The organism is Inhella gelatinilytica (assembly GCF_016093295.1).
Lineage (GTDB): Bacteria > Pseudomonadota > Gammaproteobacteria > Burkholderiales > Burkholderiaceae_C > Inhella > Inhella gelatinilytica.
In genome coordinates this window covers 174,650-198,841 of sequence record NZ_JAEDAL010000001.1, presented here as the reverse complement: position 1 = coordinate 198,841, position 24,192 = coordinate 174,650, and the positions used below count along the sequence as shown (strand labels likewise).

Here is a 24,192-nt window from a genome sequence, read left to right as displayed (position 1 = left end):
GGCTGGTGCAACCCCGCTGGGCCGTGCGATAACACCATCATGCTCAAGCCCCCGATCGACTTTTATTTCGACTTTTCCAGCCCTTACGCCTACATCGCCAGCGAATGGATCGGGGCGGTGGCGGCGCGGCATGGCCGCACGGTGAACTGGCGGGCCATCTTGCTGGGGGCCACCTTTCAGGTGACCGGCTTGAAGCCGCCGGTGGAGTTCCCGCTCAAGCGCGACTACCTGTTGCGGGACGTGGCCCGTTCGGCGGCGTACGCCGGGGTGCCGCTGCGCATGCCGGAGGTGTTTCCCATCCCCACCCAGAACGCGGCCCGTGTGTTCTGGTGGCTGCATGCCCAAGACACGCAGCGCGCCGTGGCCTGGGCGCGGACGGGGCTGCGCGCCTACTTTGCGAGGGGCATCAACCTCTCGGACCCCGCCGCGCTCAAGGCGCTGTGTGAGGAGTCGGGGTTGGATGCCGAGGCGGCCGAAGCGGCCTGGAACGCGCCCGAGTGGAAAGCCAAGCTCAAGAGCGTGAATGAAGCGGCCATCGCCACCGGGGTCTTTGGGGCCCCGTTCTTCGTGATCGATGGCGAGCCCTTCTGGGGCAATGACCGCCAGGCCCAAATCGAGGCCTGGCTGGCCAGCGGCCCGCCGCGCGGCATCGCCTAAAGCAAAACCTGAGCGGCGGGCTTCGCCGCTCAGGCGGCTTGGGCTGCGGCCGGCGCGCGGTAGCGGGCCAGCAGTTCGCGCCCCTGTTGGCGCACCGCTTCCACATTGGCGTGCTTGACGTGGCCATAGCCGCGGATGCGCTCGGGCAGGCGGGCCAGCTGCACGGCGGTGTCCAGCGTGTCCGGGCGAAGGCCAAGGATCAGCTCTTGCACCAGCGTTTCGTAGTCGGCCACCAGTTGCCGCTCCATGCGGCGCTCGGCCGTGTAGCCGAACAGGTCCAGGGCGCTGCCGCGCAGGCCCTTGAAGCGGGCCAGCCCGCGCAGCGCCTTCCACATCCAGCCGCCGTAGGTGATCTTCTTGGCCCGGCCATCGGCGCCGGGCTTGCTAAAGACCGGGGGCGCCATGTGGAAGCGCAGGCCGTCCCAGGACTCGAACTGCTCTTTGAGCGCGGCCTCGAAGCTGCCATTGGTGTACAGGCGCGCCACCTCGTACTCGTCTTTGATCGCGAGCAGCTTGGCGTAGTAGCGCGCCACGGCCTTGGTCAGGCGCTCGGCCTTGCCCGCATCCCCAAGCCGGCTCTCGGCTTCGCGCACGCGGCGCACCAGGGCTTCGTAACGCTCGGCATAGGCCGCGTCTTGGTAGTCGGTCAGGAAGGCCTTGCGGCGGGCGATCAGGCCCTGCTCGCCATCGAGCTTGTCGGTGGCCAGGCTGAGCTTGACCACGGTGGCGCCGCCCAGGCGGTCCAAGGCGGCCGGTGCGGCATGGGCCAGACGGCCCAGGGCAAAGGCCGTCTTGTTGGCCTCCACCGCCACCCCGTTGAGTTCGATGGCCCGCGTCAGCGCCGCCAGTGACACGGGCACCAGCCCCGCCTGCCAGGCCGCGCCCAGCATGATGATGTTGCTGGGCATGGTGTCGCCGAGCAGTTTTTGCGCCAGGGTTTGGGCGTCGACGGTCTTGAGCAGGTCGTCGCGCTGGCCCGTGGCAAAGCGCATCTTGGCCAGCAGCTCATGCGCTTGCAGCGAGGCGTCGGGGTTGCGCACGAAGGCGGCCGTGGGCAGCTCGTGCGTGTTGGCCAGGATCATGGTGCGGCCGGCCTTGACGGTTTGCAGGGCGTCGTTGCTGGCGCCCACGACCAGGTCGCAGGCCAGCAGCACATCGGCCTGCTGGGTGTCGATGCGCACTTGATTGAGCTGGCTGGCCTCGGGTGCCACGCGCACGAAGGAGAGCACGGCGCCGCCCTTTTGCGCGAAGCCCATGAAGTCCAGCACCGAGGCGCTCTTTTTCTCCAGGTGCGCGGCCATGGTGATGAGCGCGCCCACGGTCACCACGCCGGTGCCGCCCACGCCGGTCACCAGCATGTCAAAGGGGCCAGTCCAGTTCCAGGCGGCAGGCTCGCCGATGGCCGCCAACTCGCGTGCCACATCGGCGGCGCTGAAACTGGCGCCCTGGCGCTTCTTGAGCACCGCACCGTCGACCGAGACGAAGCTGGGGCAAAAGCCGTTGACGCAGCTGAAGTCCTTGTTGCAACTGGTTTGTTCGATGGCGCGCTTGCGGCCCCAGTCGGTTTCCACCGGCACGACCGACAGGCAGTTGCTGGCTTGGCCGCAATCGCCGCAGCCCTCGCACACCTGCTCGTTGATGAAGATCCGGCGCGGCGGGTCAGGGAACTCCTTCTTCTTGCGGCGGCGGCGCTTCTCGGCGGCGCAGGTCTGGTCGTAGATCAGCGCGGTCACGCCCGCGGTGTCGCGCAGCTCGCGCTGCACGGCATCCAATTCGCTGCGGTCGTGGAAGGTCGTGCCCGGCGGGAACTGGCTGCGGTGGTCGTCGTACTTGTCGATTTCATCGCTGACGACGACCACCCGCTTGACCCCCTCCGCCTCAATCTGGCGGGCAATCTGGGGCACCGATGTCGAGCCGTCCACCGGCTGCCCGCCGGTCATGGCCACCGCGTCGTTGTAGAGGATCTTGTAGGTCAGCGTGGCCTTGGCGGCCACAGCCTGACGGATGGCCAGATAGCCCGAGTGGTAGTACGTGCCATCGCCCAGGTTCTGGAACACGTGCGGCGCGCGGCTGAAGCGCTGTTGCGCCACCCAGTCCACCCCTTCCGCGCCCATTTGCACCAGGCCCGAGGTGCTGCGCTCCATCCAGTTGGCCATGAAGTGGCAGCCAATGCCGGCCAGCGCCCGTGAGCCCTCCGGCAGCTTGGTAGAGGTGTTGTGTGGGCAGCCTGAGCAGAAGTACGGCAGGCGGCGCACAGCGTCCGCGCTGTTGGAGAGCAACTGCGGCGCCGTGAAGTCCACCACGTGCTCGCGGCGGTCGAGCTCCGGTGCCAGGCGGGCCAGCCAGTCGGCCAGCACGCCCATCACCCGGCTGGGGCGCAGCTCGCCCAGGTCGGAGAGCAGGCGCTCGCCTTGGGTGCCCGTCTTGCCGACCACGGCAGGACGCTGCGCCCAGTGGAAGCACAGTTCCTTGAGCTGGCGCTCGACCACCGGCGCTTTCTCTTCGATCACCAGGATGTCGGTCAGCCCGGTCGCAAAGGCCGTGAGCCCCAAGGGCTCCAGCGGGTAGACCAACCCCACCTTGTAGACCGCGACCCCACTCTGGGCGAGTTGCTCCAGGCTGAGGCCCAGCCGGCGCAGCACTTCCAGGAAGTCGTAATGCGCCTTGCCCACGGTGACGATGCCCAGGCGCGGCTGGGTCGGCGCCACCACGAGGCGGTCCAGCGGGTTGGCGCGGGCGAAGGCGCGGATCGCGTCCAGCTTGTGCGTCAGGCGCGACTCCAGCTCCAACGAGGGCAGGTCAACCAGGCGCACGTGCAGGTTGACAGCGGGGGTGTGGTCGGTCGGAACTGCAAAACGGGTCTTCACCGCATCCAGATCCACGGTCATCCCACTCTCAACCACCTCCGAGATGGCCTTGAAGCCCACCCAGGCGCCCGAGTAGCGCGACGCGGCCCAGCCCCAGAGACCAAACTCCAGGTACTCCGCCACATTGCCGGGGTGCACCAGCGGCATGTGCCAGGCCTGCAGGGCCAGATCGCTCTGGTGCGGGGTGGAGGACGACACGCAGCCGTGGTCGTCGCCGCACACCACCAGCACCCCGCCCTGGGCGGAGCTGCCGTAGATGTGGCCGTGCTTGAGCGCGTCACCCGCGCGGTCCACCCCCGGGCCCTTGCCGTACCACATCGCAAACACGCCCTCGACCTTGCGCTCCGGGTCCAGCGCCAGGCGCTGCGTGCCCAGGCAAGCCGTGGCCGCCAGGTCCTCGTTGATGGCCGGCAAAAACTCCACGCTGGCTGCTGTCAGGAATTTCTTGGCCTTCCACATCTGCTGGTCCACCATGCCCAGCGGCGAGCCGCGGTAGCCAGAGACGAAGCCAGCTGTGGACAGCCCGGCCGCGTCATCTGCCTGCTTTTGCATCAGGGTCAAGCGCACCAGGGCCTGGGTCCCGGTCAGGAAGACGGCGCCAGAGGGGGCACTGAGGTTGTCGCTCAGTTGGTAGGGGCGCAAATCGGTGGACGCGGGCTGGGCGGACATGGCAGGGCTCGTGCAGGCGGGGGAGGCGTGATTTTTGGGGAGTTCACCCGGTGGAAGTTTGCTGATTGACGCAGTTGAAGGCCACTGACAGAATGAAAATACTCAAAATATCTGGATATGGAAAATAAATCATTCGATCGGGCAACGCGGCAGATCCTGGAAGCGCTCCAGGACGACGCCCGCCTCTCCACCCAGGCCTTGGCCGAGCGCGTGGGGCTGTCGGCCACGCCGGTGTGGCGCCGCGTGAGGGAGCTCGAGGACGGGGGCGTGATTCGCCGCCAGGTGGTGCTGGTGGATCGCGAAAAACTGGGGCTGTCGATCTGCGTGCTGGCCAACGTCAGCCTGGTGCGGCACAGCGAGGGGGCGGTCGAGCAGTTTGAGGCCCTGGTGAAGGCCAGCCGCGAAATCATCGAGTGCCATGGCATCACGGGCGAGGCGGATTACGTCATCAAGGTGGTGGTGCCGGACATGAAGGCCTACGACCAGTTTCTGCAGTCCAAGGTGTTCAAGGTGCCCGGTGTGGCCAGCGTGCGCAGCAACGTCGTGCTGCGCGAAGTCAAGTACGAGACGGCCCTGCCGATCCCCTAAGCCCCTTCCCTTCGTGGAAGGGTTTTCCGGGGGGATTTGTCGCGGGGCGGGACTGGCTTTTTGGCGGGCCGGCGATAGCATGGCTTCTCCAAGCCGGCGGGTTGAACCCGCGGGTGCACGGGCGAGGGATGCGCGTCATGGCGGAATCGGAGTCCAAGCTTGCAGCGGAGGCCATTGCGGCCATTCAAAAAGCAGTCGAAGAACTGCCGGATGCTTGCGAGCGCCTGAAATACGTCAAGCAATTGACTCAAAGCGCGGCCAACAAGGTCTTCGACTTGAGCGATGCGGTGCAAGCTGACGCCAAGGCGTTGCTGAGCTTGGCCGACCAGGTGGCGCCTGAGCATCAAGCCGCCCTGCGCGCCTTGGCCGAAAAGCAACAAGGGCTGGCGACCGAACTCATGATGTCGCAGGACTTTCAAGACCTGTCGGGTCAGGTGGTCAACAAAGTCATTGCGCTCATGCAATCGGTGGAGCGGCCGCTGGAAGCAGTGCTGGAGCACGCCGGGCGGGTCGAGGCCGCTGTGCAGGACGACGCCCTGGCTGGGGTGCAAACCCCTGACAAGGCCCTCAAACAAGATGACGTGGACGATCTGCTGGCGTCCTTGGGGTTCTAACCCGTGCTCACCATCGCCATCATTGATGACAACGCCGTCAACGTGGCGCTGTTCCGTGCCCTGGTCAAACAACTGGACGGGGCGCGGTCGGTCGAATTTCTTCAGCCGCAGGAAGCCCTGACCTGGGTGCTGTCCCACGATGTGGACTTGGTGGTCGTGGATTACCAAATGCCCGAGATGGACGGGCTGACCTTCATCCGGCATTTGCGTGCGCAAGAAGACAAACGCGAAGTGCCCGTGCTCATGGTGACGGCCGATCATGAAATCAGCCTTCGCCATGAGGCGCTGCAGGCCGGCGCGAATGACTTCCTCACCAAGCCAGTGGACCGAGTGGAGTTTCAAGCGCGAGCACGCAACATGTTGGCCCTGCGGCAATCACAGCTGGCCTTGCTGAACCGGGCAGCGTGGCTCGCTGAAGAGGTCAGTAAAGCGACGGCCACCGTGGTGGCGCGTGAGTTGGACACCATCTTGCGGCTCTCACGGGCAGCGGAATATCGTGACCCGGAGACTGGGGCGCATGTGCTGCGTATGGCGCACTATGCGCGGCTCATTGCTGTGGAGTTAGACCTGCCCCTAGAGGAGTGTGACCTGTTGTTGCGGGCGGCACCCATGCATGATTTAGGTAAGGTTGGTACGCCCGACCACATCCTGCTTAAGCCCGGGCGTCTGACACCGGAGGAACTGGCCATCATGCGCCAGCACGCACGGGTCGGCCATGACATTCTGGCGGACAGTGAGAGTCCGTATCTTCAGGCGGCAGCCATCGTTGCCTTGCACCACCACGAGCGGTGGGATGGAACCGGCTATCCAATTGGACTGGCTGGCGACGCGATTTCGCTGTGGGGTCGTATTGTCGCTGTGGCCGATGTGTTTGATGCCCTTACCTCAGAACGCCCCTACAAGGCGGCTTGGGCCATGGAACGGGCCCGTGAGTTCCTGTTGGAGCAATCTGGCTCGCACTTTGATCCACGCTGTGTTCAGGCCTTTTGCAATCGGTGGGCAGATGTTTTGAGGGTGCGAGCTCGGTTTGCGGATGACCCGTTGCCGCCGTCCGCATCTCAGATCATGGAGTTGCAATGAAAGTTGAACAAATCCGCTTGGACCGCACCCCGGATGCCGTGGCACTGGCGGGGCTGCAGGCTTTGGCTCCGCACTTGGTATTGGTCTTTGGATCGGTCCAGCAGATGGGCGCACCGGGCTTGGTCCGGGCGCTACAGGGGGCCTTCCCTCAGGCACAAGTGGCGGGCTGTACCACGGCCGGTGAGGTAAGCAATCAAGGCGTGAGCGATGGCACCTTGGTGATCACGGCACTGCGGTTTGACCACCCCGCTCTGCGTGTCGCCAGCACGGCCTTGTTGTCCATGGACGACTCCCAGGCCGCCGGACAGCGCTTGGCGGCGGCGCTGACGGCACCCCTTGACGGCCAGCCCCTGCACCAGGTGCTGGTCTTGGGCCAAGGGGTGGCCATCAATGGCAGCGCCCTGATTGACGGTCTGCAATCGGCTTTGGGGCCCAAGGTGTCGATCTCTGGGGGGCTTGCGGGCGATGGCGGGGCGTTTACCGGCACGTTGACTTTGGGGCCTGAGGGCGTCTCCGCCCAGCAGGTGGTGGGCCTGGGTTTTTATTCGCCCCACACGGTGTTGCGGCATGGCAGCTTTCACGGGTGGCAGCCCTTTGGGCCGGAGCGCAAGATCACCCGCTGTGCGGGCAATGTGCTGTACGAACTCGATAGCGAGCCGGCCTTGGCGGTTTACAAGCGCTACCTGGGGGAGTACGCCAGCGGCCTGCCCGGCACGGGGCTGTTGTTTCCCTTTGAAATGATGGGCAAAGATCACCAGACGCTGGGGTTGATCCGCACCATCTTGGGCGTGGACGAAGCGCAAGGCAGCTTGGTGTTGGCGGGGGATCTGGACCCCGACGGCTATCTGCGTCTGATGCATGCTTCGACGGACTCCTTGGTCGATGGGGCCGAGTCGGCGGCCGAGGCCCTGTTCGACACCGGTCCGGTGACGGGTGAGAAGCTTGCCGTTTTGGTGTCGTGCGTCGGGCGCAAGCTGGTGATGGGCGCGCGGGTTGACGAAGAGGTTGAGGCGGTGCTGGACGTGTTGGGCGCACAAGCCCAGGTCACGGGCTTTTATTCCAATGGCGAAATCAGCCCGGATCTCAAAGGGCTGGAGTGCCACCTGCACAACCAGACCATGACGATCACGCTCGTGGCCGAGCGGGCCTGAGCCCTCATGGTGCGGACCAAGTTGCTGCAGCGGCAGCTCAAACGGGGCTTGGGCGTCGAGGGGCCGGAGGCGCTGGAGGCGCTGCTCGGGGCCCTGGGGCAGGCGGCCGACCCCGCAGTGCAGGCGCTTGCGAACAAGTTGCCGCATTTTTTGGAGTTGGTCGATGCGGCCTATGAGCAGAGTGATCGCGATCTGACGCTGCGAACGCGGAGCCTTGAGCTGTCCAGCGCGGAACTCAGCGGGGTCAATGAGCGGCTGCGACAAGAGTCGGCGGCGCAGCGGGCGGTGTTGGAAGGCCTGCGCCGGACCAGCAATGAATTGCTGGTGCGCACCGGTCGCCCGCCGCTGGCGGTCGACGGGGAAGACAACCTGCTGGCGCTTAGTTCCTTACTGGGCGAACTGGTGGCGGAGAGCGAGCAGGCGCGGCGTGAATTGGTGCAAAAGGAAGCCCGGTTCCGCAGCCTGCTCTTCAACCTGCCCGGTTGCGTGTACCGGGCGCGCGTGGGGCCGCCCGCCAAACTGGTGTGGATCTCGGATGGTGTCGAAGAGCTGACGGGTTGGCCGGCCCGTGAGTTCATGGACAAGCGGCGCAACCTGCTGGATCTCATCCACCCCGAGGACATCGAAGCGGCCACCCAGGAGGTGCTGCAGGCCATCGAACAACGGCGCCCCTATGTCCAGGAATACCGCATGCGTCATGCCAACGGGCACTACCGCTGGGTGCATGGGCGCGGCCAATCGGTGCGCGACCCCCACGACGACGTGGTCTACATGGACGGCTTTGTGCTGGACGCGCACGAGGCCAAGCTGGCCCAAGAAGAGATCACGCGCACCCGAGCTCAACTGGTCGATGCGATCGAAGCCTTGGATGCCGGTTTTGCGATGTTCGATTCCGATCAGCGCTTGGTGACCTGCAACAGCCGCTACCGGCAGTTCTATCCGAGCTTGGCGGCGCAGCTTGTGGTTGGCGCGCGATACGACGACTTGAGTGCGGCCTATGCGGCGCAAGCCGGGGACGGCCCCGCTGATCGAGAACGGCGCCTGCAGGGGTTCCGCGTGGACCGCGGCGTGCGCGAGGCCAAGGTGGAAGAGGCCTGGCTGCGCATGGATGACAGCCAAACCCCGCAAGGTATGACGGTGAGTTTGCGCACCGACATCACGGCCATGAAGCGCTTGATGCTCGAACTGACCGAAGCCAAGGAGGCGGCGGAGGCTGCGCTGCAGGTCAAAGGAGACTTCCTGGCCAACATGAGCCATGAGATCCGCACGCCGATGAACAGCATCATTGGCATGACCGAATTGGCGCTGGACACCGAGTTGAGTGCCGAACAGCGGGAGTACCTCAGCCTGGTCAAGAGTTCGGCCGATGCGCTCTTGGTCATCGTCAACGACATCCTGGATTTTTCTAAGTTCGAGGCCGGCAAGATGACGCTGGACCGGATCGACTTTGATCTGGCGAATCTGATGTCGCAGACGCTGAGGCCGCTGGCGCTACAGGCGCAAGAAAAGGGCTTGGCGTTGCACTTTCGGATTGCCCCCACGTTGCCGGCAGTGTGTCAGGGTGATCCGGGCCGCTTGCGTCAAGTGCTCACCAATTTGGTGGGCAACGCCATCAAATTCACGGCCGCGGGCGAGGTGCAGGTGGATGTGCGCCCCGAGTCGGATCGGTCGGGCCGCGTGCAGTTCAGTGTTCGCGATACCGGTATCGGCATTCCAGCCGACAAACTCGATCGAATTTTCGAGGCCTTTTCGCAGGCCGATACCTCCACAACCCGGCGCTTTGGCGGCACGGGCTTGGGATTGAGTATCTCGGTTCGGCTCGCAGAATTGATGGGCGGGCGCATCTGGGTGGAGAGCGAGCCTGGCCGCGGTTCAACTTTCCACTTCTTGGCTGATTTGGGCGCAGCCTGTCACCCGGTGCAGACCGCTCCGGCGTTGCAGGGCTTGAGCGTGCTGCTGGCCGAAGCCCACCCCACGGCTCGCGCTTGGGAGTCCGAGTTGATGGCCGTGTGGGGCATGGACGTGACGACCGTTGCGGACGGCGAGGCGGCCCTGAAACGCTTGAGCGAGCAAGCGTTTGACTTGGTGCTGCTGGATGTCAATTTGCCCCACCTCAGTGGGCGCGATGTGGCCGCCACCCTGGCGGGCCAACCGCGCTTGCTGGAAAAAACCTTGCTGACGGCGCCGGTGATCGAGCAGCGCCGGGTGTCTCAGGACAGCCAATCGCTGGGGGTGGCGGGCTGCATGGTCAAACCGGCGTCACCCTCGGATTTGTTTGATGCGCTGGTTCAGGTCGCCCACGGCGAGCCCGTGGTGGCGCGCTCCAGTGTGAGCAAGGCCCGGGTGGCCCCGGCCGCTGGTCAGCAGAGCTTGAATCTGCTGCTGGCCGAAGACAACCCGGTGAACCAGGTGCTGGCGACGCGACTGTTGGCCAAACTCGGCCACCATGTCGATGTGGTCCCCAACGGCTTGGAGGCGGTTCGAGCCACCGCCGAGCGCGGCTATGACCTGGTTTTGATGGACATGCAAATGCCAGTATTGGGGGGAGTTGAGGCCACGGTGCAGATCCGTGCCCGCGAGGCGCAGTCCGGGGCGAGGCGGGTACCCATCGTGGCGATGACGGCCAACGTCCTGGAGGGCTATCGGGAGCGCTGTTTTGAGGCGGGCATGGATGGTTATGTATCCAAGCCCATTCAAACCGAACTCTTGGTGCTGGAACTGCAGCGGGTGCTGGGCGAACGTCCGCCAGCCAGTGGGGTGCCGGCTCCAACCCCCACCCCTGAAGTTTCGGCCGACTGGGACCAGGCAGAAGCACTCGACCGCCTGGGCGGTGACACCGCCTTGTTGATCGAGTTGATGGACATGCTGCGGGCTGATGTGGATGCGCGACTGGCCGAGGTCGAGGCGGGGTGGCAAGAGACCGACCCCCTGCGAGTCGCCCAGGCCGCCCATGCCTTGGCCGGGTCGGCCGGCAATCTGTCCGTCAAGGCGCTCACATCAGCGGCCCGGGCCGTGGAGGCCGTGGCCAAAGCGAACCGCCTTGCTGACGGGGCGGCGGAGCGGGCGGCGCTGCGCGAAACGGTGGAGCGATTTCGCCAACTACGGGTTTGACCTGCGGCGCGCGCGCCACAGCGTGTTGCAAAAAAGTGGCGAAACAGGGAGGCTTGAGGACTCTCTCCACGGACCGTCACACGACGGTCACGCGCCGGCATGACAATCCAACCACTTCATGCTTTCCTTGCGGCCGCCGGTCTGGGAGATCTCTACAAGGTCTCCGGATACAGGCGGCCGACTTGCGTTCAGCGTATCGCGTTAACACCTAGGAGTTTTCCCTGATGAGCTCGACTCTCTTTGCTCGTACCGCGCTGGCTGCGGCGGTGGCCATCGTGGCCGCCGCTCCGGCCTTGGCGCAGAACACCTCGGCGGCCATTGGTGGCCGCGTCACCACCCTGGACGGTAAGCCGGTGGCGGGTGCCACGGTGGTGGTGGTGCACCGGGAGTCCGGTTCGACCGTGACCCTGACCACCGATGCTGAAGGCCGTTTTGCATCGCGCGGGTTGCGCGTGGGCGGCCCCTACACGGTGACGGTGACCAAGGGCGCCGACAAGACGGTCAACAACGAGGTGTATTTGGCTCTGGCCGAAACCACGGTGGTGGACCTGCGCTTGGGGCAGCAACAACTCGAAGCCGTGGTGGTGACGGGTGCGGCATCCGCCAACAACAAATTCAGCAGCTCGGCCATGGGTTCGGGCACGCAATTGGGCCGTCAGGAGTTGGACGCCTACGCCTCCATCCAGCGCAACTTGCAGGATTACGCCCGCACGGATCCGCGTCTGGCGCAGACCGACAAGGAACGCGGCGAAATCTCGGCAGGCGGTCAGAACACCCGCTTCAACTCCATCACCGTGGACGGGGTGCGCATCAACGACACCTTCGGTCTGGAGGCCAACAACCTGCCGATGCTGAAGCAGCCGATCTCCATCGACGCGATTCAGGCGGTGCAGGTCAACCTGAGCAATTACGACGTCACCCAGACGGGCTACACCGGCGCCAACATCAATGCCGTGACCAAGTCGGGCACGAACGAACTCAAGGGCAGCATGTACTACGTGTACAGGGATGCCAACATGGCCGGTAAGCGCTACAACCGCAACACCGACACGTATTTCAACCCACCGGGCTTCAAGGAAGACACCAAGGGCTTTACGCTCGGCGGCCCGATCATCAAAGACAAGCTGTTCTTCTTCGCCAGCTATGAAGAGCTGGCCAGCACCCGCAACGGCCCGGGTTTTGGCGTTGTGGGCGGCACCCTGCCGTTCACGGGACTGACGCAAGCGCAGGTCGATGCGGCGGTGGCCCTGGCCAAGTCCAAATACGGCATGGACATTGGTGGTACGGCGACACCGGCCGGCGTGGAATTGACGGCCAAGGACACGCTGCTGAAGCTGGACTGGACCATCAGCGAAAAGCACCGCGCCAACGTGCGCTACGCCAAATCGGAAGAAAACAACCCGATCTACCCCAGCACGACCAGCAACACGCTGATGTCGCTCAGCTCGCACTGGTATGTGCAGGCCAAGACGCTCGAGTCCATCGTGGGCCAAGTGTTCTCGGATTGGACGGACAACTTCTCCACCGAGCTCAAGATCTCGCAACGTGACTACGACAGCGTGCCGCTGAACAACAGCAACCTGCCCCAGGTCAGCCTGATCTGGAACTCGTCGGCTGCCGGCAGTGGTCTGTCGGCCACCCAACCCCAGACCCTGCGGTTTGGCACGGAAAACAGCCGCCAGTTCAACAAGCTCTCGACCAAGACGTCGAACACCTTCTTCGCGGCCAACTGGATCCTGGACGACCACGAAATCAAGGGCGGCTTCGATCTCGAGAAGAACGACATCTACAACGCCTTCTTGCAAAACACCAAGGGCGTGTACGAGTTCCGTCAGGCCTCGCCGACCAGTTCCAACCCGAATCCGGCCGATCCGCTGGCCCTGTGGACGGCGGGCATTCCGACCTCCTACACCGTGCAATTGCCGCTCTCGGGTAAGGCGCTGACCGACGGGGTGGCGGATTGGACGCAGAACAACCTGGGCCTGTTCTTGCAAGACACCTGGCAGGCCAGCAGTCAGCTGACTTTGGTGGGTGGGGTGCGCATTGACCGCTTCACGACCGATGACCGGCCCATCGCGAACGCGGCCGCCTCGGCTGCCCCCACGGTCAACACCAGCACGGGTCGCGCCGCCGGTGGCTTTGGTTATGACAACACGCGCACCATGGACGGCATGAAGCTGTTCCAGCCGCGTCTGGGGTTCAACTACGCGTTCAAAAATGCCGACAAACGCAAAGAGCAGTTGCGCGGCGGCGTCGGTTTGTTCCAAGGGAACGCCGCGAACGTGTGGATGACCAACCCCTTCCAGAACGCGGGGGTGGCCACGGGCAACTTCAACTGCAACAGCGCCACCGCCTGTGCGTCGGTTCGTTTCAGCCCGAACCCTGACACTCAACCGGTGATCGCGGGGACGCCGCCGGCGCCGAACGTCGACTTCATCGCGCCGAACGTGAAGCAGCCCTCGGTGGTCAAGGCCAACTTGGCTTATGACGCTGAATTGCCCTGGCACGGCCTGACCTTTGGTGCCGAATGGCTGTTTACCGATGTCAAGGACGGCCTGTACTACCGGTACTTGAATCTGGGTGCGGCCACGGCCAAGGCCCCGGATGGCCGCGACATGTTCTGGAACGCAGCGGGTCGCGACCCCAACTGCTGGTTGCCGGGCGGCAGCACGCCGCAGAACTCCACGACGCCGGGCAAGCTGTGCAGTGGCGCCACCTTCAAGGCCTTGAACAACCCGGGCTTCAACAACGTGACCGTGGTTGAGCGCACGGACAAGGGCGGCGGCAATGCCGTGACGCTGTCGCTCAGCCAACGCCCGATGCCGGGCCTGAGCTGGAGCCTCGCCTACACCCGCACCAGCGCGACCGAAGTCAGCCCGCTGACCTCGTCGACGGCCAACTCGAACTGGTTGAACCGCGCAATCTACAACCCCAACGAGGAAGTGGCGTCGAACTCGGCCTACTTGATCCGAGATCGCTTCAGTGCCTCGGTGAACTTCAGCAAGGCGTTCTTCGGCAAATACAAGACCACCGTCGGGGTGTTCTATGAAGGCCGCGAGGGCAAACCCTATAGCTGGACCTTCAACAACGACATGAATGGCGACGGCGTTGCCGGCAATGATCTGCTCTATATCCCGAATGCCCCAGGGTCGGGTGATGTGCTGTTCAAGCTGCCGGGCTCTTCCAATACGGTGGCCAATTCCGGCGCCGCGGCGGAGGCCAAGTTCTGGGACGTGGTCCACAACAGTCCCGCTCTGACGAACGCGCGCGGCGGTGTGGTGGCGCGCAACGCGGAGTTCTCGAAGTTCACCAACAACATCGACCTGCGCATCAGCCAGGAAGTGCCCGGTTTCTTTGCCGGTCACAAGGGCGTGATCGCGCTGGACATCCTGAACTTCGGCAACATGCTGGACAAGCGTTGGGGCCGCATTGACGAAATCGGCTTCGGCACGGGCGGCAATGTGCGCAACTTCGTGAACTACTCAGGCATTGATCCGGCGACCGGCAAGATGATCTACACGGTCAACGATCCGCGCACCTTCACGACGCGCCAGGTGCGCGGCGAGTCGCAGTGGGCGGTGCAGGTCACGGCACGCTACACGTTCTGACCGTCGCGCCCTTCGGGGCGCTCTGGCAAGTATCAAGGGGGCCTACGGCCCCCTTCTTCATTGCCGCTCGTGTTGATTCGTGTCAGGCTTTTTGGGGGCGCTCGCCAAACAGCGCCGTGCCCACGCGCACCCAAGTGGCCCCTTCCACCACGGCGGCTTCCAAGTCGGCGCTCATGCCCATGCTGAGGGTGTCCAGCGCCAAGCCTTCGGCATTGAGTCGATCGAACAGGGCGCGCAACTGGCGGTGGGGCGCGCGTTGGGCCTCGAAGCCTTCGGCGGGGGCGGGAATGCTCATCAGCCCGCGCAGCTTCAGGCGCGGCAGTGCCGCAACCGCGTGCGCCAGAGCGGGCAGTTCCTGGGGGGGGACGCCGCTTTTGCTGGACTCACCGCTGACATTGACTTGGAGGCACACCTGCAGCGGCACCTTGGTGGGGGGGCGCTGCTCACTCAGACGCTGGGCAATTTTGAGTCGGTCCACGCTGTGCACCCAGTCGAAGGCTTCGGCAGCCAACCGTGTCTTGTTGCTCTGCAGGGGGCCGATCAGGTGCCAGGTCAGGGTGGGCCGCAGGTCGGGCAACTCGGCCATCTTGTCCAGGGCTTCTTGCAGGTAGTTTTCGCCGAAATGTCGCTCACCGAGTTGGTGAAATTCGCGGATGGCCGCTGCCGGCTGCGTCTTGCTGACGCACAGCAGGCCCACGGCGTTGTCCGGGCGCCCGGCCTGCGCACAGGCTGCCCTCAGGCGGGTGTGGACTGCGTGCAAACGAGAGGCGGCATTACCAGCAGAAACAATCGAAAAGGGGGAGGAGATGGCCATAATGGTTCGCAGCCTATCTCTTCTTTTGGCCCGCCATGGACATCACCCAACTCCTCGCGTTCTCGGTCAAGAACAAAGCCTCCGACTTGCACTTGTCCGCTGGCCTGCCCCCCATGATTCGGGTGCACGGTGACGTGCGCCGGATCAATGTCGAGGCCTTGGATCATCGCGGCGTGCACGACATGGTGTACGACATCATGAATGACGCCCAGCGCAAGGTCTACGAGGACACGCTGGAGGTGGACTTTTCCTTTGAGATTCAGGGCTTGGCGCGCTTCCGGGTCAACGCGTTTAACCAGAACCGCGGGGCGGGCGCGGTGTTCCGGACGATTCCGAGCAAGATCCTGACCTTGGAGCAATTGGGGTGCCCCAAGGTCTTTGCCGACTTGGCCTTGCGCCCTCGGGGGTTGGTGCTGGTGACCGGGCCGACCGGCTCGGGCAAGTCGACCACGCTGGCGGGCATGGTGAACCACCTGAATGAAAACGAGTACGGCCACATCCTGACGATTGAGGATCCGATCGAATTCGTGCACGAAAGCAAGAAGTGCTTGATCAACCAGCGGGAGGTCGGACCGCACACGCTGAGCTTCGCCAACGCGCTGCGCTCCGCCTTGCGGGAGGATCCGGACTGCGTGCTGGTGGGTGAGCTGCGCGATCTGGAGACGATCCGTTTGGCCCTGACGGCGGCTGAAACGGGGCACTTGGTGTTCGGCACCCTGCACACCAGCTCTGCGGCCAAAACGGTTGACCGGGTCGTGGACGTGTTCCCGGCCGCCGAAAAAGACATGGTGCGGGCGATGTTGTCCGAGTCGCTGGTGGCCGTGATCTCCCAAACGCTGTGCAAACTCAAGGACGGCAGCGGCCGGGTGGCCGCGCATGAAATCATGATTGGCACGTCGGCCATCCGCAACCTGATTCGCGAGAACAAGGTGGCCCAGATGTACTCGGCCATTCAAACGGGCCAGAGCCTGGGCATGCAGACGTTGGATCAGAATTTGACCGATTTGGTGCGCCGCAATGTCATCAGCCCGGCCGAAGCGCGAGGGAAGGCCAAGTTCCCTGAAAACTTCCCTGGCTGACAGCCGGGGAAGTTTGGCGAAGACGACACGAAGGGGAGTCTCGTCAAAATACTCTGACCGACAAACCGAGAAATTGGGCGAGAACGGCAGCGGGAAGCGTTTTTCCCGCTGGACCCAGGATTCCCGACAGGACCGCTGAATGGAACGCGATCAGGCCTCAAAATTTATCAACGACCTGCTGCGCTTGATGGTGTCGCGCAAGGGCTCGGACTTGTTCCTGACGGCCGAGTTTCCGCCCGCCATCAAGGTGGATGGCAAGGTCACCAAGGTCTCACCGCAGCCCCTGACGGGGCAACACACGATTCAGTTGGCGCGCGCCATCATGAACGACAAGCAGACGGCGGAGTTTGAAAAAACCAAGGAGTGCAACTTCGCGATTTCCCCGCAAGGGATTGGCCGTTTTCGCTGCAATGCCTTCATTCAGCAGGGCCATGTGGGCCTGGTGCTGCGGACCATTCCGGCCACCCTGCCGACCGTTTCCTCGATGGAGTTGCCGCCCATCCTGAGCGACCTGGTGCAAACCAAGCGCGGACTCATCATCCTGGTGGGGGGGACGGGTTCCGGCAAGTCCACGACCCTGGCGGCCATGGTGGATCACCGCAACGAAACCACACACGGGCACATCATCACGATTGAAGATCCGGTCGAATTTGTGCACCCCCACAAGAACTGCATCGTCACCCAGCGTGAGGTGGGCATCGACACCGATGGGTGGGACATGGCGCTGAAGAACACGCTGCGTCAGGCCCCGGACGTGATCCTTATGGGGGAAATCCGCGACCGTGAAACCATGGACCACGCGGTCGCCTTTGCGGAAACCGGCCACTTGTGCATGGCAACCCTGCACGCCAACAGCGCCAACCAGGCGCTGGACCGGATCATCAACTTCTTCCCCGAAGAGCGGCGTCAGCAGCTGTTGATGGACCTTTCGCTCAACCTGAAGTCCCTGATTTCGCAGCGTCTGCTGCCTCGTCGCGAAGGCAAGGGGCGGATTGCCGCAGTCGAAATTCTCATCAATACGCCGCTCATCTCCGAACTCATCTTCAAGGGCGAGGTGGGGGAGATTAAGGATGTGATGAAGCGCTCGCGCGAACTGGGCATGCAAACCTTCGATCAGGCCTTGTTCGACCTCTACGAAGGTGGGCGGGTGCTGTACGAAGACGCCCTGCGCAACGCGGACTCGGTGAACGACCTGCGCCTGAACATCAAGCTCAACAGCGAACGGGCCCGCAGCGGCGACCTGAACGCGGGCACCGAGCACCTGACCATCGTTTGATTGTTTCGAGGCACCTATGAGCGAATCTGTGGCCTTCATCGGCTTGGGGGCTATGGGCGCGCCCATGGCTGGCCATTGGCAGCGCGCCGGTCTGTCGGTGAGCGTTTTCAACCGCAGCGTAGACAAAGCGCAGCGCTGGGCGCAGGCCTATGGCGGACGGGCCGCGGCAACGCCAGCCGAGGCTGCTCAGGGCTGCCGGGTGGTGGCCCTGTGTGTGGGCCGCGACGAGGACGTGCGGCGGGTGGTCGGCGGCGAGGACGGCCTGTTGACCGTGTTGGCGCCGGGCTCGGTCATCGTGGACCACACGACCACCTCGGCCGAATTGGCGCGCGAAATGGCAGCCCTGTGCGCGAAGCACGGCGTGACGTTCCTGGATGCACCGGTGTCGGGTGGTGAGGTGGGGGCGCAGAAAGGGCAACTCACCGTCATGGTGGGGGGGGACGCCGCGGCGTTTGAGGGGGTTGCACCGATCTTGCGTCATTACGCCAAGGCTGTGACCTGGCTCGGGACGAGCGGATCCGGACAGCTCGCCAAGATGGTCAATCAAATTTGCATCGCAGGCCTGGTGCAGGGTCTGGCTGAAGCCCTGGCGTTTGGTCAGAACGCAGGACTGGACATGCCGGCCGTGCTCAAGGTCATTGGGCAAGGCGCGGCGCAGAGTTGGCAACTGGACCAACGTGGCCCCACGATGCTGGAGGACCGTTTTGACTTTGGGTTTGCTGTCGACTGGATGCGCAAGGACCTGGGCTTGGTGCTGGACGAGGCCCGTCGCAATGGCAGCCGTTTGCCCGTGACGGCCTTGGTCGACCAGTTCTATGCCGAGGTGCAGGCCCTGGGCGGGAATCGCTGGGACACCTCCAGCCTGATTCGCCGGCTTCAGTGAGGGGCAGGGGCCCCGCGGCCCCCGCCGGTCTGTGCCTGGATTACTTCTTGGGTTGCAGGCGGGCGAGTTCTTCCTCGCTGATCAGCTCAAAGACGCGCACCACTTTTTTGACGCCAGGGATGCCGCGCACCAGTTCAGCGGCACGGTGGGCCTCGCGCTCGGTGACGCGCCCCATCAAGAAGACTTCTCCGCGTTCCACCACGATCTCAAAGGCGTTGGAGATCAAGTCCTGGGCATCAATCAGGGTGGCCTTGACTTTGGCCTTGAGCACCACATCGCTCGAGCGCGAGGTCAGCGAACTCAGGAATCCGGGCTGCACCTCGTTGACCACCCGGCTGACGTTTTCCACTTGCGCCGCCACCTGCTCCGCGCGCAGGCGGTCGGCTTCTTCTTTGGTCTCGCCAGTGATCAGCAGCACCCGGTTGTAGGCGGTGACGTTGAGGTGGGCGCGGTCACCCAGGGCTTCGCGCAGTCGCAGCGCGGCTTTGAGCTCAATGCCCTGGTCTTCGACTTGCGTGCCTGCCGTGCGCCGGTCCGTCGCCATCAGCGCCCCTCCCACCATGGCCCCGCCCACAACGAGGGGCGTGCAAGCCGTCAGGGCGGAAGCCAGGAGCGTCAGAACGAGAATTTTTTTCAGCATGGGAAAGTCAAGGTTAGGCGCCGGCATCCAGGCCGAGCAGTTGAACGTCAATGGCGTCGCACAGGGCATGCAAGGCCAAACGGTGGGTTTCGGTGACCCGCGGCCAGCGCGGGTGCGCGACACGAATCAACAAGTCGGTCTCCGTCATGACGGCGCGCAGGTGGGCGTCCTGATTGCCGCACAGCGCCACCACCGCCACATCCTGCTGGTGCGCGGCTTCGACGAGTAGGCCGGCTTGCGCATCCCCCAGCGGGTCAATCCACACCAGCAAGTCACCCGGGTGGGCCAGCGCTTGCACTTGGCGAACCAGGGCCGGCACGCCGTGAAGGTCGCCCAACTCAGCCTGCAGGGTTTGGGCACAGAGGGGCGGGCGGTCCTGCTCAAAGCGATTCAGCAGCAGTTGAGACCACCACTGCGCATCGCCTTGCGCCAGCCCACTGCCGGCCACCCACAGACGGGCGCCACTGGTCAGGGTGCCCACCGCCATTTGGGCTGCGGCGGCGAGGGGGCGGGTGAGTTGCTCGGCCGCTTGGTAAAACCAATCGGCGCTCTCAAAAAACTGGGCTTGAATGCGGGCTTCCGTCATGGGGCCAGGATGATAGGCGGGGTTTACCCCAAATCAAACGCGGCCTGCAACCATTGCAGCGACTCACCGTCCAGCGCGACCACATCGAACCGGCAGGGCGGCAAGCGATCCAACCGCAGCAAAAAGTGCTGCGCTGCGCGAATGACGCGGCGGCGCTTGCCCTGGCCAATGCTGGCGGCGGCCCCGCCGTGGGCGGAGGAGCGACGCGAACGCACTTCGACGAAAACCAGGGTGTCGCCGTCGCGCATGATCAAGTCGATTTCACCGGCGGGCCGGTGCGGCCCGCCGCCAATCCGATAATTCCGCGTCATCAACTTGAGCCCTTGCTGCTGCAAGTACTGCAGTGCACGCGCTTCGCCTTCATCCCCGGTGGCGCGGGGGCTCCAGAGCTTTTGAATGTCCAACGCCCTTGACCTCCTGGCGGTTGCCGCCCACGTGGCCGGCGGCCAGCAGTATCCCGCTGGTGCGCTGTATGTGGTGGCCACTCCCATCGGTAACTTGGCAGATTTGAGTTTGCGGGCGGTGCATGCCTTGGCGATGGCGGATGCGGTGGCCTGTGAAGACACGCGGGTGAGTGGGCAGTTGCTGCGTCACTTGGGCCTGCACAAGCCGCTGATCGCCTTGCATCAGCACAACGAGCGAGAAGCCGCACAAGGCGTCTGCGCGCGGCTGCAGCGCGGTGAGCGCATCGCGTTTGTCAGCGATGCGGGGACGCCGGCGGTGTCTGACCCGGGCGCGCGCCTGGTGGCCGAGGTGCGGGCGGCCGGCCTGCGCGCCATTCCCCTGCCCGGTGCCAGTGCGCCGCTGGCCGCGCTCAGTGTGGCCGGAGATGCCCAGGCCACCGGTTTTCGGTTTGTGGGCTTCCTGCCCCCGAAGGGCGAGGCCCGCGCGCAGGCGCTAGCCGCGCTGGACCGACCGGGGGATGCGCAGATTCTGTTTGAGGCGCCGCACCGCATTGCCACCTTGGCCCAAGACTTGGCCGAACGCTGGCCGGAGCGCCTCGTCACCTGCGCTCGGGAATTGACCAAGCAGTTCGAGACCGTGACCACGCTGACTTGCGCGAATCTGCCGGCTGCCTTGCAGGGTGATGCGAATGCCCAGCGGGGGGAATTCGCGCTGGTGCTGCATGCCCAGCCGGCAGGGCAAGGGCAAGAGGGCTTGCCGCCAGACGCGGAGCGCATGCTGCAAACCCTGCTGAACGAGTTGCCGCTCAAGCAAGCCGTGGGCCTGGCAGCTCAGCTCAGCGGTGTGGCCCGCAACGCCTTGTACGCGCGGGCCCTGGAACTGAAGGGCGCCTGAGCCGGCACCGCGCCTGGTTTACCGGCGGCCGTTGTGCTTCTTGCGGTGGATATCCCGGCTGGCGGCGTCTTGCGCGGCTTCTAAGCGGGCGCGCTCTTTGCCGGTGATCACCCCATCGGCTTGGGCGCGAGTTTCCATTTTTTGGATGCGAGCCTGCTCTTTTTCCAGACGCAGGGTTTCGGGTGCCGTGAGGCTGCCCGTCGCGACGCCTTGTTCAATGCGCTGCTGCTGGCTGGCCTGTCGTTGATCCACGCGCGGGGTGCCGGCATGCGCGTTCAGTGCGGCCATCAAGAAGCCGGCGAGGACAAGGGCGAGGGGGATTGATTTCATGGTGGACTCCGGTGAAGGCCGCGACCCCGATGGCCGCGGTGGGGTGTTCAACGGCGGCGGGAATGGTTTGCTGACCGCGGGGGCGTAAAGCTCGCGTCAAGTTGTGTGAACCCCAAAAAGTGGATGGCACCCCTCACAATTGCCCCATGAATGCACCTGACTCCATGCTCACCGCGCTGGCCGCTGCCCACGGCAGTTTGTTGACTCCGTTTGGTCTGGATGAGGCCGCGCTGGACCGGACGCTCAAGTTGATCACCGCGCACCGCGTGGACGATGCCGATCTCTATTTCCAAACCACCCGTGCAGAGGGCTGGAGTTTGGAGGAGGGTATTGTGAAAAGCGGTAGCTTTTCCATCGACCAAGGGGTGGGCGTGCGCGCGGTGGTGGGCGAAAAAACTGCCTTTGCGTATTCCGATTCGCTGACCGAAGCGGCGCTGGCTGACTGCGCGCAGACGGTACGCACCATCGCCGCAGCGGGGCAAAGCCGCCGCATCAAGGTGCTGGCGCGCCAGGCCCGCGGGCTTCAGCTCTACGGCAGCGCCGACCCCATCGCCAGCCTGGACAGTGCCGCCAAAGTGGCCCTGCTGGAACGAATCGAACGCATGGCGCGTGCCAAGGATCCGGCCGTCGTGCAGGTCATGGCCGGCCTGGCCGCTGAGCATGAGGTGGTGCTGATCGCCCGCGCCGATGGCCTGCGCGCCGCTGACGTGCGCCCCTTGGTGCGCCTGTCCATCACGGTCATCGCCGAGCGCAATGGCCGCCGCGAGGTGGGCAGCGGCGGTGGTGGCGGGCGTTTTGGGCTGGCTTACTTCACCGACGAGGTGTTGCGTGGCTATGTGGACCAGGCGGTCAATGGGGCGCTGACCAATTTGGAAAGCCGCCCCGCGCCAGCGGGCGAAATGACCGTGGTGCTGGGCCCGGGTTGGCCGGGCGTGCTCTTGCACGAGGCGGTGGGTCACGGGCTGGAGGGGGACTTCAATCGCAAAGGCTCCAGCACCTTTGCCGGCCGCCTCGGGCAGCGTGTGGCGGCCAAGGGCGTGACGGTGTTGGACGACGGCACGCTGCCCGACCGCCGCGGCTCGCTCAACATCGACGACGAGGGCCACGCCAGCCAGCGCAATGTGCTGATCGAAGACGGCATCTTGGTGGGCTACATCCAAGACGCCATGAACGCGCGATTGATGAAGGTGGCCCAGACGGGCAATGGGCGCCGCGAAAGCTATGCCCACCTGCCCATGCCGCGCATGACCAACACCTACATGCTGGGCGGTGACAAGACGCCGGAAGAAATCATCGCCAGCATCGACCGAGGCCTGTACGCCACCAACTTCGGTGGGGGCCAAGTGGACATCACCAGTGGCAAGTTTGTGTTCTCGGCCTCCGAAGCGTATTGGGTTGAGAAGGGCAAGATCCAGTACCCGGTCAAGGGCGCCACGCTGATCGGCAACGGCCCCGAGGCGCTGACCCGCGTGTCCATGATCGGCAACGACATGGCGCTCGATTCGGGCGTGGGCGTGTGCGGCAAGGAAGGTCAATCCGTGCCCGTCGGTGTCGGGCAACCCACCCTTCGCATCGAAGGGCTGACGGTCGGCGGCACGGCCTGATACATTCAGTCCCCATGTTCCGCGCTGCTGCTTACTTTTACTTTTGGTTCTATCCCTGCCCCGGCGGTGGAGAGATCTGAGCGCGCGAAACGCGAACCGAATCCCCAACAAACCGCCGGCCCGAAAAGCCCGGCGGTTTTTTTATGCCCTGAGCGAAAGCCATGAACGCCAAAGCCCTGCCCGAACGCGTGTACAGCCAGGAAGACCGCACCAGCCGCACCGATGACGAGCGCATTGCCGACATCACACCGCTGCCGCCGCCGGAACATCTGATTCGCTTTTTCCCCATCGCCGGGACGCCGATGGAAAAGCTGGTGCTGCAAACGCGCCAAAGCATTCGCAATATTCTGGCTGGTAAGGACCAGCGCCTGCTGGTGGTGGTGGGCCCCTGCTCCATTCACGACCCCGCCGCTGCCCTGGAGTACGCCCGGCGCTTGCGCACGGTGCGCGAGCAGTACAAGGACACGCTGGAAATCGTGATGCGGGTGTACTTCGAAAAGCCGCGCACCACGGTGGGCTGGAAGGGGCTGATCAACGACCCCTACCTGGATGAGAGCTACCGCATCGACGAGGGTCTGCGCATCGCACGCCAGCTGCTGCTGGAAATCAACCGCTTGGGCGTGCCGGCCGCGTCGGAGTTCCTGGACGTGATCTCGCCCCAGTACATCGGCGACCTGATCGCCTGGGGTGCGATTGGGGCGCGCACCACCGAAAGCCAAGTCCACCGCGAGTTGTCTTCGGGGCTGTCTGCGCCGATTGGCTTCAAGAACGGCACCGATGGCAACATCAAGATCGCGACCGACGCGATTCAAGCGGCCGCCCGCCCGCACCACTTCCTGTCGGTTCACAAGAACGGGCAGGTGGCCATCGTGCAGACCAAGGGCAACAAAGACTGTCACGTGATCCTGCGGGGCGGCAAGGCCCCCAACTACGACGAGGCCAGCATCGACGCCGCATGTGCTGAGTTGACCGCCAGCAAGCTGCCCAATCGATTGATGGTGGATTGCAGCCACGCCAACAGCAGCAAGCAGCACGAGCGGCAGCTGCTGGTCGCCGAGGAGTTGGCGCGTCAGTGGCGGGAGGGCCGACGCCAGGTGTTTGGCGTGATGGTCGAGAGCCATTTGCACGGCGGCGCGCAGAAATTCAGCCCCGGCAAGGACGATCCGGCCAAGCTCACCTATGGCCAGAGCATCACCGATGCCTGCATCGATTGGATGCAAACGCTCAACCTACTGGCCCATCTGGACGAAGCGGTGCGCGGCGCCTGAGGGCGCTCGGCCTCAAAATGGGGGCTTGAAACCCGGCGGCTTGGCCCCAGATGGCCAGCCGCCGGTTT

General features: G+C 64.5%; 19 protein-coding genes. 13 read left to right on the top strand and 6 right to left on the bottom strand.

Annotated features, from left to right (window positions below; all coding sequences use genetic code 11):
• Positions 1 to 39: 39 nt before the first annotated feature.
• Positions 40 to 657, top strand: coding sequence for a 2-hydroxychromene-2-carboxylate isomerase (locus I7X43_RS00950; RefSeq protein WP_198099016.1), 618 nt, complete (start codon positions 40 to 42; stop codon positions 655 to 657).
• Positions 658 to 686: 29 nt separating this feature from the next.
• Here the strand turns inward: I7X43_RS00950 and I7X43_RS00945 are convergent, their stop codons facing one another.
• On the bottom strand, positions 687 to 4,193 hold the full coding sequence (locus I7X43_RS00945) for an indolepyruvate ferredoxin oxidoreductase family protein (RefSeq protein ID WP_198099015.1): 3,507 nt from the start codon (positions 4,191 to 4,193) through the stop codon (positions 687 to 689).
• Positions 4,194 to 4,310: 117 nt separating this feature from the next.
• On the opposite strand from I7X43_RS00945, the gene I7X43_RS00940 reads away from it, so the two are divergent.
• From I7X43_RS00940 to I7X43_RS00915, 6 genes are all read left to right on the top strand, one after another.
• Positions 4,311 to 4,781 (top strand): Lrp/AsnC family transcriptional regulator, encoded by a 471-nt coding sequence (locus tag I7X43_RS00940; protein ID WP_198099014.1) that lies wholly within the window; start codon positions 4,311 to 4,313, stop codon positions 4,779 to 4,781.
• 137 nt (positions 4,782 to 4,918) lie between these two features.
• Complete coding sequence (locus tag I7X43_RS00935) at positions 4,919 to 5,395, top strand: protein phosphatase CheZ (RefSeq protein ID WP_198099013.1); 477 nt, start codon at positions 4,919 to 4,921, stop codon at positions 5,393 to 5,395.
• Positions 5,396 to 5,398: 3 nt separating this feature from the next.
• Complete coding sequence (locus tag I7X43_RS00930; protein ID WP_198099012.1) at positions 5,399 to 6,475, top strand: HD domain-containing phosphohydrolase; 1,077 nt, start codon at positions 5,399 to 5,401, stop codon at positions 6,473 to 6,475.
• Positions 6,472 to 7,626 carry an FIST signal transduction protein gene (locus I7X43_RS00925; protein ID WP_198099011.1) on the top strand — a complete coding sequence of 385 codons (1,155 nt, stop codon included), beginning with the start codon at positions 6,472 to 6,474 and terminating at the stop codon, positions 7,624 to 7,626. Before I7X43_RS00930 ends, I7X43_RS00925 begins: the two co-directional genes overlap by 4 nt.
• Positions 7,627 to 7,632: 6 nt before the next feature.
• Positions 7,633 to 10,737, top strand: coding sequence for a hybrid sensor histidine kinase/response regulator (locus tag I7X43_RS00920; protein WP_198099010.1), 3,105 nt, complete (start codon positions 7,633 to 7,635; stop codon positions 10,735 to 10,737).
• Between the two features lie 224 nt (positions 10,738 to 10,961).
• The gene (locus tag I7X43_RS00915) at positions 10,962 to 14,345 is read left to right on the top strand and encodes a TonB-dependent receptor (RefSeq protein WP_198099009.1); all 3,384 of its coding nucleotides are present in this window, start codon (positions 10,962 to 10,964) and stop codon (positions 14,343 to 14,345) included.
• Between the two features lie 82 nt (positions 14,346 to 14,427).
• On the opposite strand, the gene I7X43_RS00910 is transcribed toward I7X43_RS00915, so the two are convergent.
• Positions 14,428 to 15,159 carry a YggS family pyridoxal phosphate-dependent enzyme gene (locus tag I7X43_RS00910; protein ID WP_198099008.1) on the bottom strand — a complete coding sequence of 244 codons (732 nt, stop codon included), beginning with the start codon at positions 15,157 to 15,159 and terminating at the stop codon, positions 14,428 to 14,430.
• Between the two features lie 35 nt (positions 15,160 to 15,194).
• Here I7X43_RS00910 and I7X43_RS00905 point away from each other — a divergent pair, with 35 nt between their 5' ends.
• The 3 genes from I7X43_RS00905 (at position 15,195) to I7X43_RS00895 (ending at position 18,397) form a co-directional block, all read left to right on the top strand.
• The gene (locus tag I7X43_RS00905; protein ID WP_198099007.1) at positions 15,195 to 16,238 is read left to right on the top strand and encodes a type IV pilus twitching motility protein PilT; all 1,044 of its coding nucleotides are present in this window, start codon (positions 15,195 to 15,197) and stop codon (positions 16,236 to 16,238) included.
• A 139-nt stretch (positions 16,239 to 16,377) separates the two neighbouring features.
• Positions 16,378 to 17,514: a PilT/PilU family type 4a pilus ATPase gene (locus I7X43_RS00900; protein WP_198099006.1), complete on the top strand. Its 1,137-nt coding sequence runs from the start codon at positions 16,378 to 16,380 to the stop codon at positions 17,512 to 17,514.
• A gap of 16 nt (positions 17,515 to 17,530) precedes the next feature.
• A complete protein-coding gene (locus I7X43_RS00895) occupies positions 17,531 to 18,397 on the top strand; it encodes an NAD(P)-dependent oxidoreductase (RefSeq protein ID WP_198099005.1) in 867 nt (288 codons plus the stop codon).
• A 40-nt stretch (positions 18,398 to 18,437) separates the two neighbouring features.
• Here I7X43_RS00895 and I7X43_RS00890 read toward each other — a convergent pair whose 3' ends face one another.
• From I7X43_RS00890 to I7X43_RS00880, 3 genes are read right to left on the bottom strand one after another with little or no spacing between them, the layout of a single operon-like run.
• A complete protein-coding gene (locus I7X43_RS00890) occupies positions 18,438 to 19,037 on the bottom strand; it encodes a BON domain-containing protein (protein ID WP_198099004.1) in 600 nt (199 codons plus the stop codon).
• A gap of 13 nt (positions 19,038 to 19,050) precedes the next feature.
• Complete coding sequence (locus I7X43_RS00885; RefSeq protein WP_198099003.1) at positions 19,051 to 19,623, bottom strand: SIS domain-containing protein; 573 nt, start codon at positions 19,621 to 19,623, stop codon at positions 19,051 to 19,053.
• 23 nt (positions 19,624 to 19,646) lie between these two features.
• Positions 19,647 to 20,027 carry a YraN family protein gene (locus I7X43_RS00880; RefSeq protein ID WP_246480083.1) on the bottom strand — a complete coding sequence of 127 codons (381 nt, stop codon included), beginning with the start codon at positions 20,025 to 20,027 and terminating at the stop codon, positions 19,647 to 19,649.
• Between I7X43_RS00880 and rsmI the strand changes: the two genes are divergently transcribed.
• On the top strand, positions 20,020 to 20,922 hold the full coding sequence (gene rsmI / locus I7X43_RS00875; RefSeq protein ID WP_198099001.1) for a 16S rRNA (cytidine(1402)-2'-O)-methyltransferase: 903 nt from the start codon (positions 20,020 to 20,022) through the stop codon (positions 20,920 to 20,922). The genes I7X43_RS00880 and rsmI overlap by 8 nt on opposite strands.
• A gap of 18 nt (positions 20,923 to 20,940) precedes the next feature.
• Here the strand turns inward: rsmI and I7X43_RS00870 are convergent, their stop codons facing one another.
• Complete coding sequence (locus I7X43_RS00870) at positions 20,941 to 21,252, bottom strand: hypothetical protein (RefSeq protein WP_198099000.1); 312 nt, start codon at positions 21,250 to 21,252, stop codon at positions 20,941 to 20,943.
• A gap of 146 nt (positions 21,253 to 21,398) precedes the next feature.
• Here I7X43_RS00870 and tldD point away from each other — a divergent pair, with 146 nt between their 5' ends.
• Together tldD and I7X43_RS00860 are read left to right on the top strand one after the other, a co-directional pair.
• Positions 21,399 to 22,856 (top strand): metalloprotease TldD, encoded by a 1,458-nt coding sequence (gene tldD, locus I7X43_RS00865; protein WP_198098999.1) that lies wholly within the window; start codon positions 21,399 to 21,401, stop codon positions 22,854 to 22,856.
• Positions 22,857 to 23,017: 161 nt separating this feature from the next.
• Positions 23,018 to 24,124 carry a 3-deoxy-7-phosphoheptulonate synthase gene (locus tag I7X43_RS00860; RefSeq protein WP_198098998.1) on the top strand — a complete coding sequence of 369 codons (1,107 nt, stop codon included), beginning with the start codon at positions 23,018 to 23,020 and terminating at the stop codon, positions 24,122 to 24,124.
• The last annotated feature ends 68 nt before the right edge of the window (positions 24,125 to 24,192 follow it).

What these genes read in the sequence shown, in the direction of transcription:
- I7X43_RS00925 (WP_198099011.1), top strand. Translation starts at nt 6,472, where the DNA reads ATGAAAGTTGAACAAATCCGCTTGGACCGCACCCCGGATGCCGTGGCA.
- I7X43_RS00935 (WP_198099013.1), top strand. Translation starts at nt 4,919, where the DNA reads ATGGCGGAATCGGAGTCCAAGCTTGCAGCGGAGGCCATTGCGGCCATT.
- I7X43_RS00895 (WP_198099005.1), top strand. Translation starts at nt 17,531, where the DNA reads ATGAGCGAATCTGTGGCCTTCATCGGCTTGGGGGCTATGGGCGCGCCC.
- I7X43_RS00915 (WP_198099009.1), top strand. Translation starts at nt 10,962, where the DNA reads ATGAGCTCGACTCTCTTTGCTCGTACCGCGCTGGCTGCGGCGGTGGCC.
- I7X43_RS00910 (WP_198099008.1), bottom strand. Translation starts at nt 15,159, where the DNA reads ATGGCCATCTCCTCCCCCTTTTCGATTGTTTCTGCTGGTAATGCCGCC.
- I7X43_RS00860 (WP_198098998.1), top strand. Translation starts at nt 23,018, where the DNA reads ATGAACGCCAAAGCCCTGCCCGAACGCGTGTACAGCCAGGAAGACCGC.
- I7X43_RS00900 (WP_198099006.1), top strand. Translation starts at nt 16,378, where the DNA reads ATGGAACGCGATCAGGCCTCAAAATTTATCAACGACCTGCTGCGCTTG.
- I7X43_RS00920 (WP_198099010.1), top strand. Translation starts at nt 7,633, where the DNA reads ATGGTGCGGACCAAGTTGCTGCAGCGGCAGCTCAAACGGGGCTTGGGC.
- I7X43_RS00905 (WP_198099007.1), top strand. Translation starts at nt 15,195, where the DNA reads ATGGACATCACCCAACTCCTCGCGTTCTCGGTCAAGAACAAAGCCTCC.
- I7X43_RS00890 (WP_198099004.1), bottom strand. Translation starts at nt 19,037, where the DNA reads ATGCTGAAAAAAATTCTCGTTCTGACGCTCCTGGCTTCCGCCCTGACG.
- I7X43_RS00940 (WP_198099014.1), top strand. Translation starts at nt 4,311, where the DNA reads ATGGAAAATAAATCATTCGATCGGGCAACGCGGCAGATCCTGGAAGCG.
- I7X43_RS00870 (WP_198099000.1), bottom strand. Translation starts at nt 21,252, where the DNA reads ATGAAATCAATCCCCCTCGCCCTTGTCCTCGCCGGCTTCTTGATGGCC.
- rsmI (WP_198099001.1), top strand. Translation starts at nt 20,020, where the DNA reads ATGTCCAACGCCCTTGACCTCCTGGCGGTTGCCGCCCACGTGGCCGGC.
- I7X43_RS00885 (WP_198099003.1), bottom strand. Translation starts at nt 19,623, where the DNA reads ATGACGGAAGCCCGCATTCAAGCCCAGTTTTTTGAGAGCGCCGATTGG.
- I7X43_RS00950 (WP_198099016.1), top strand. Translation starts at nt 40, where the DNA reads ATGCTCAAGCCCCCGATCGACTTTTATTTCGACTTTTCCAGCCCTTAC.
- I7X43_RS00945 (WP_198099015.1), bottom strand. Translation starts at nt 4,193, where the DNA reads ATGTCCGCCCAGCCCGCGTCCACCGATTTGCGCCCCTACCAACTGAGC.
- tldD (WP_198098999.1), top strand. Translation starts at nt 21,399, where the DNA reads ATGAATGCACCTGACTCCATGCTCACCGCGCTGGCCGCTGCCCACGGC.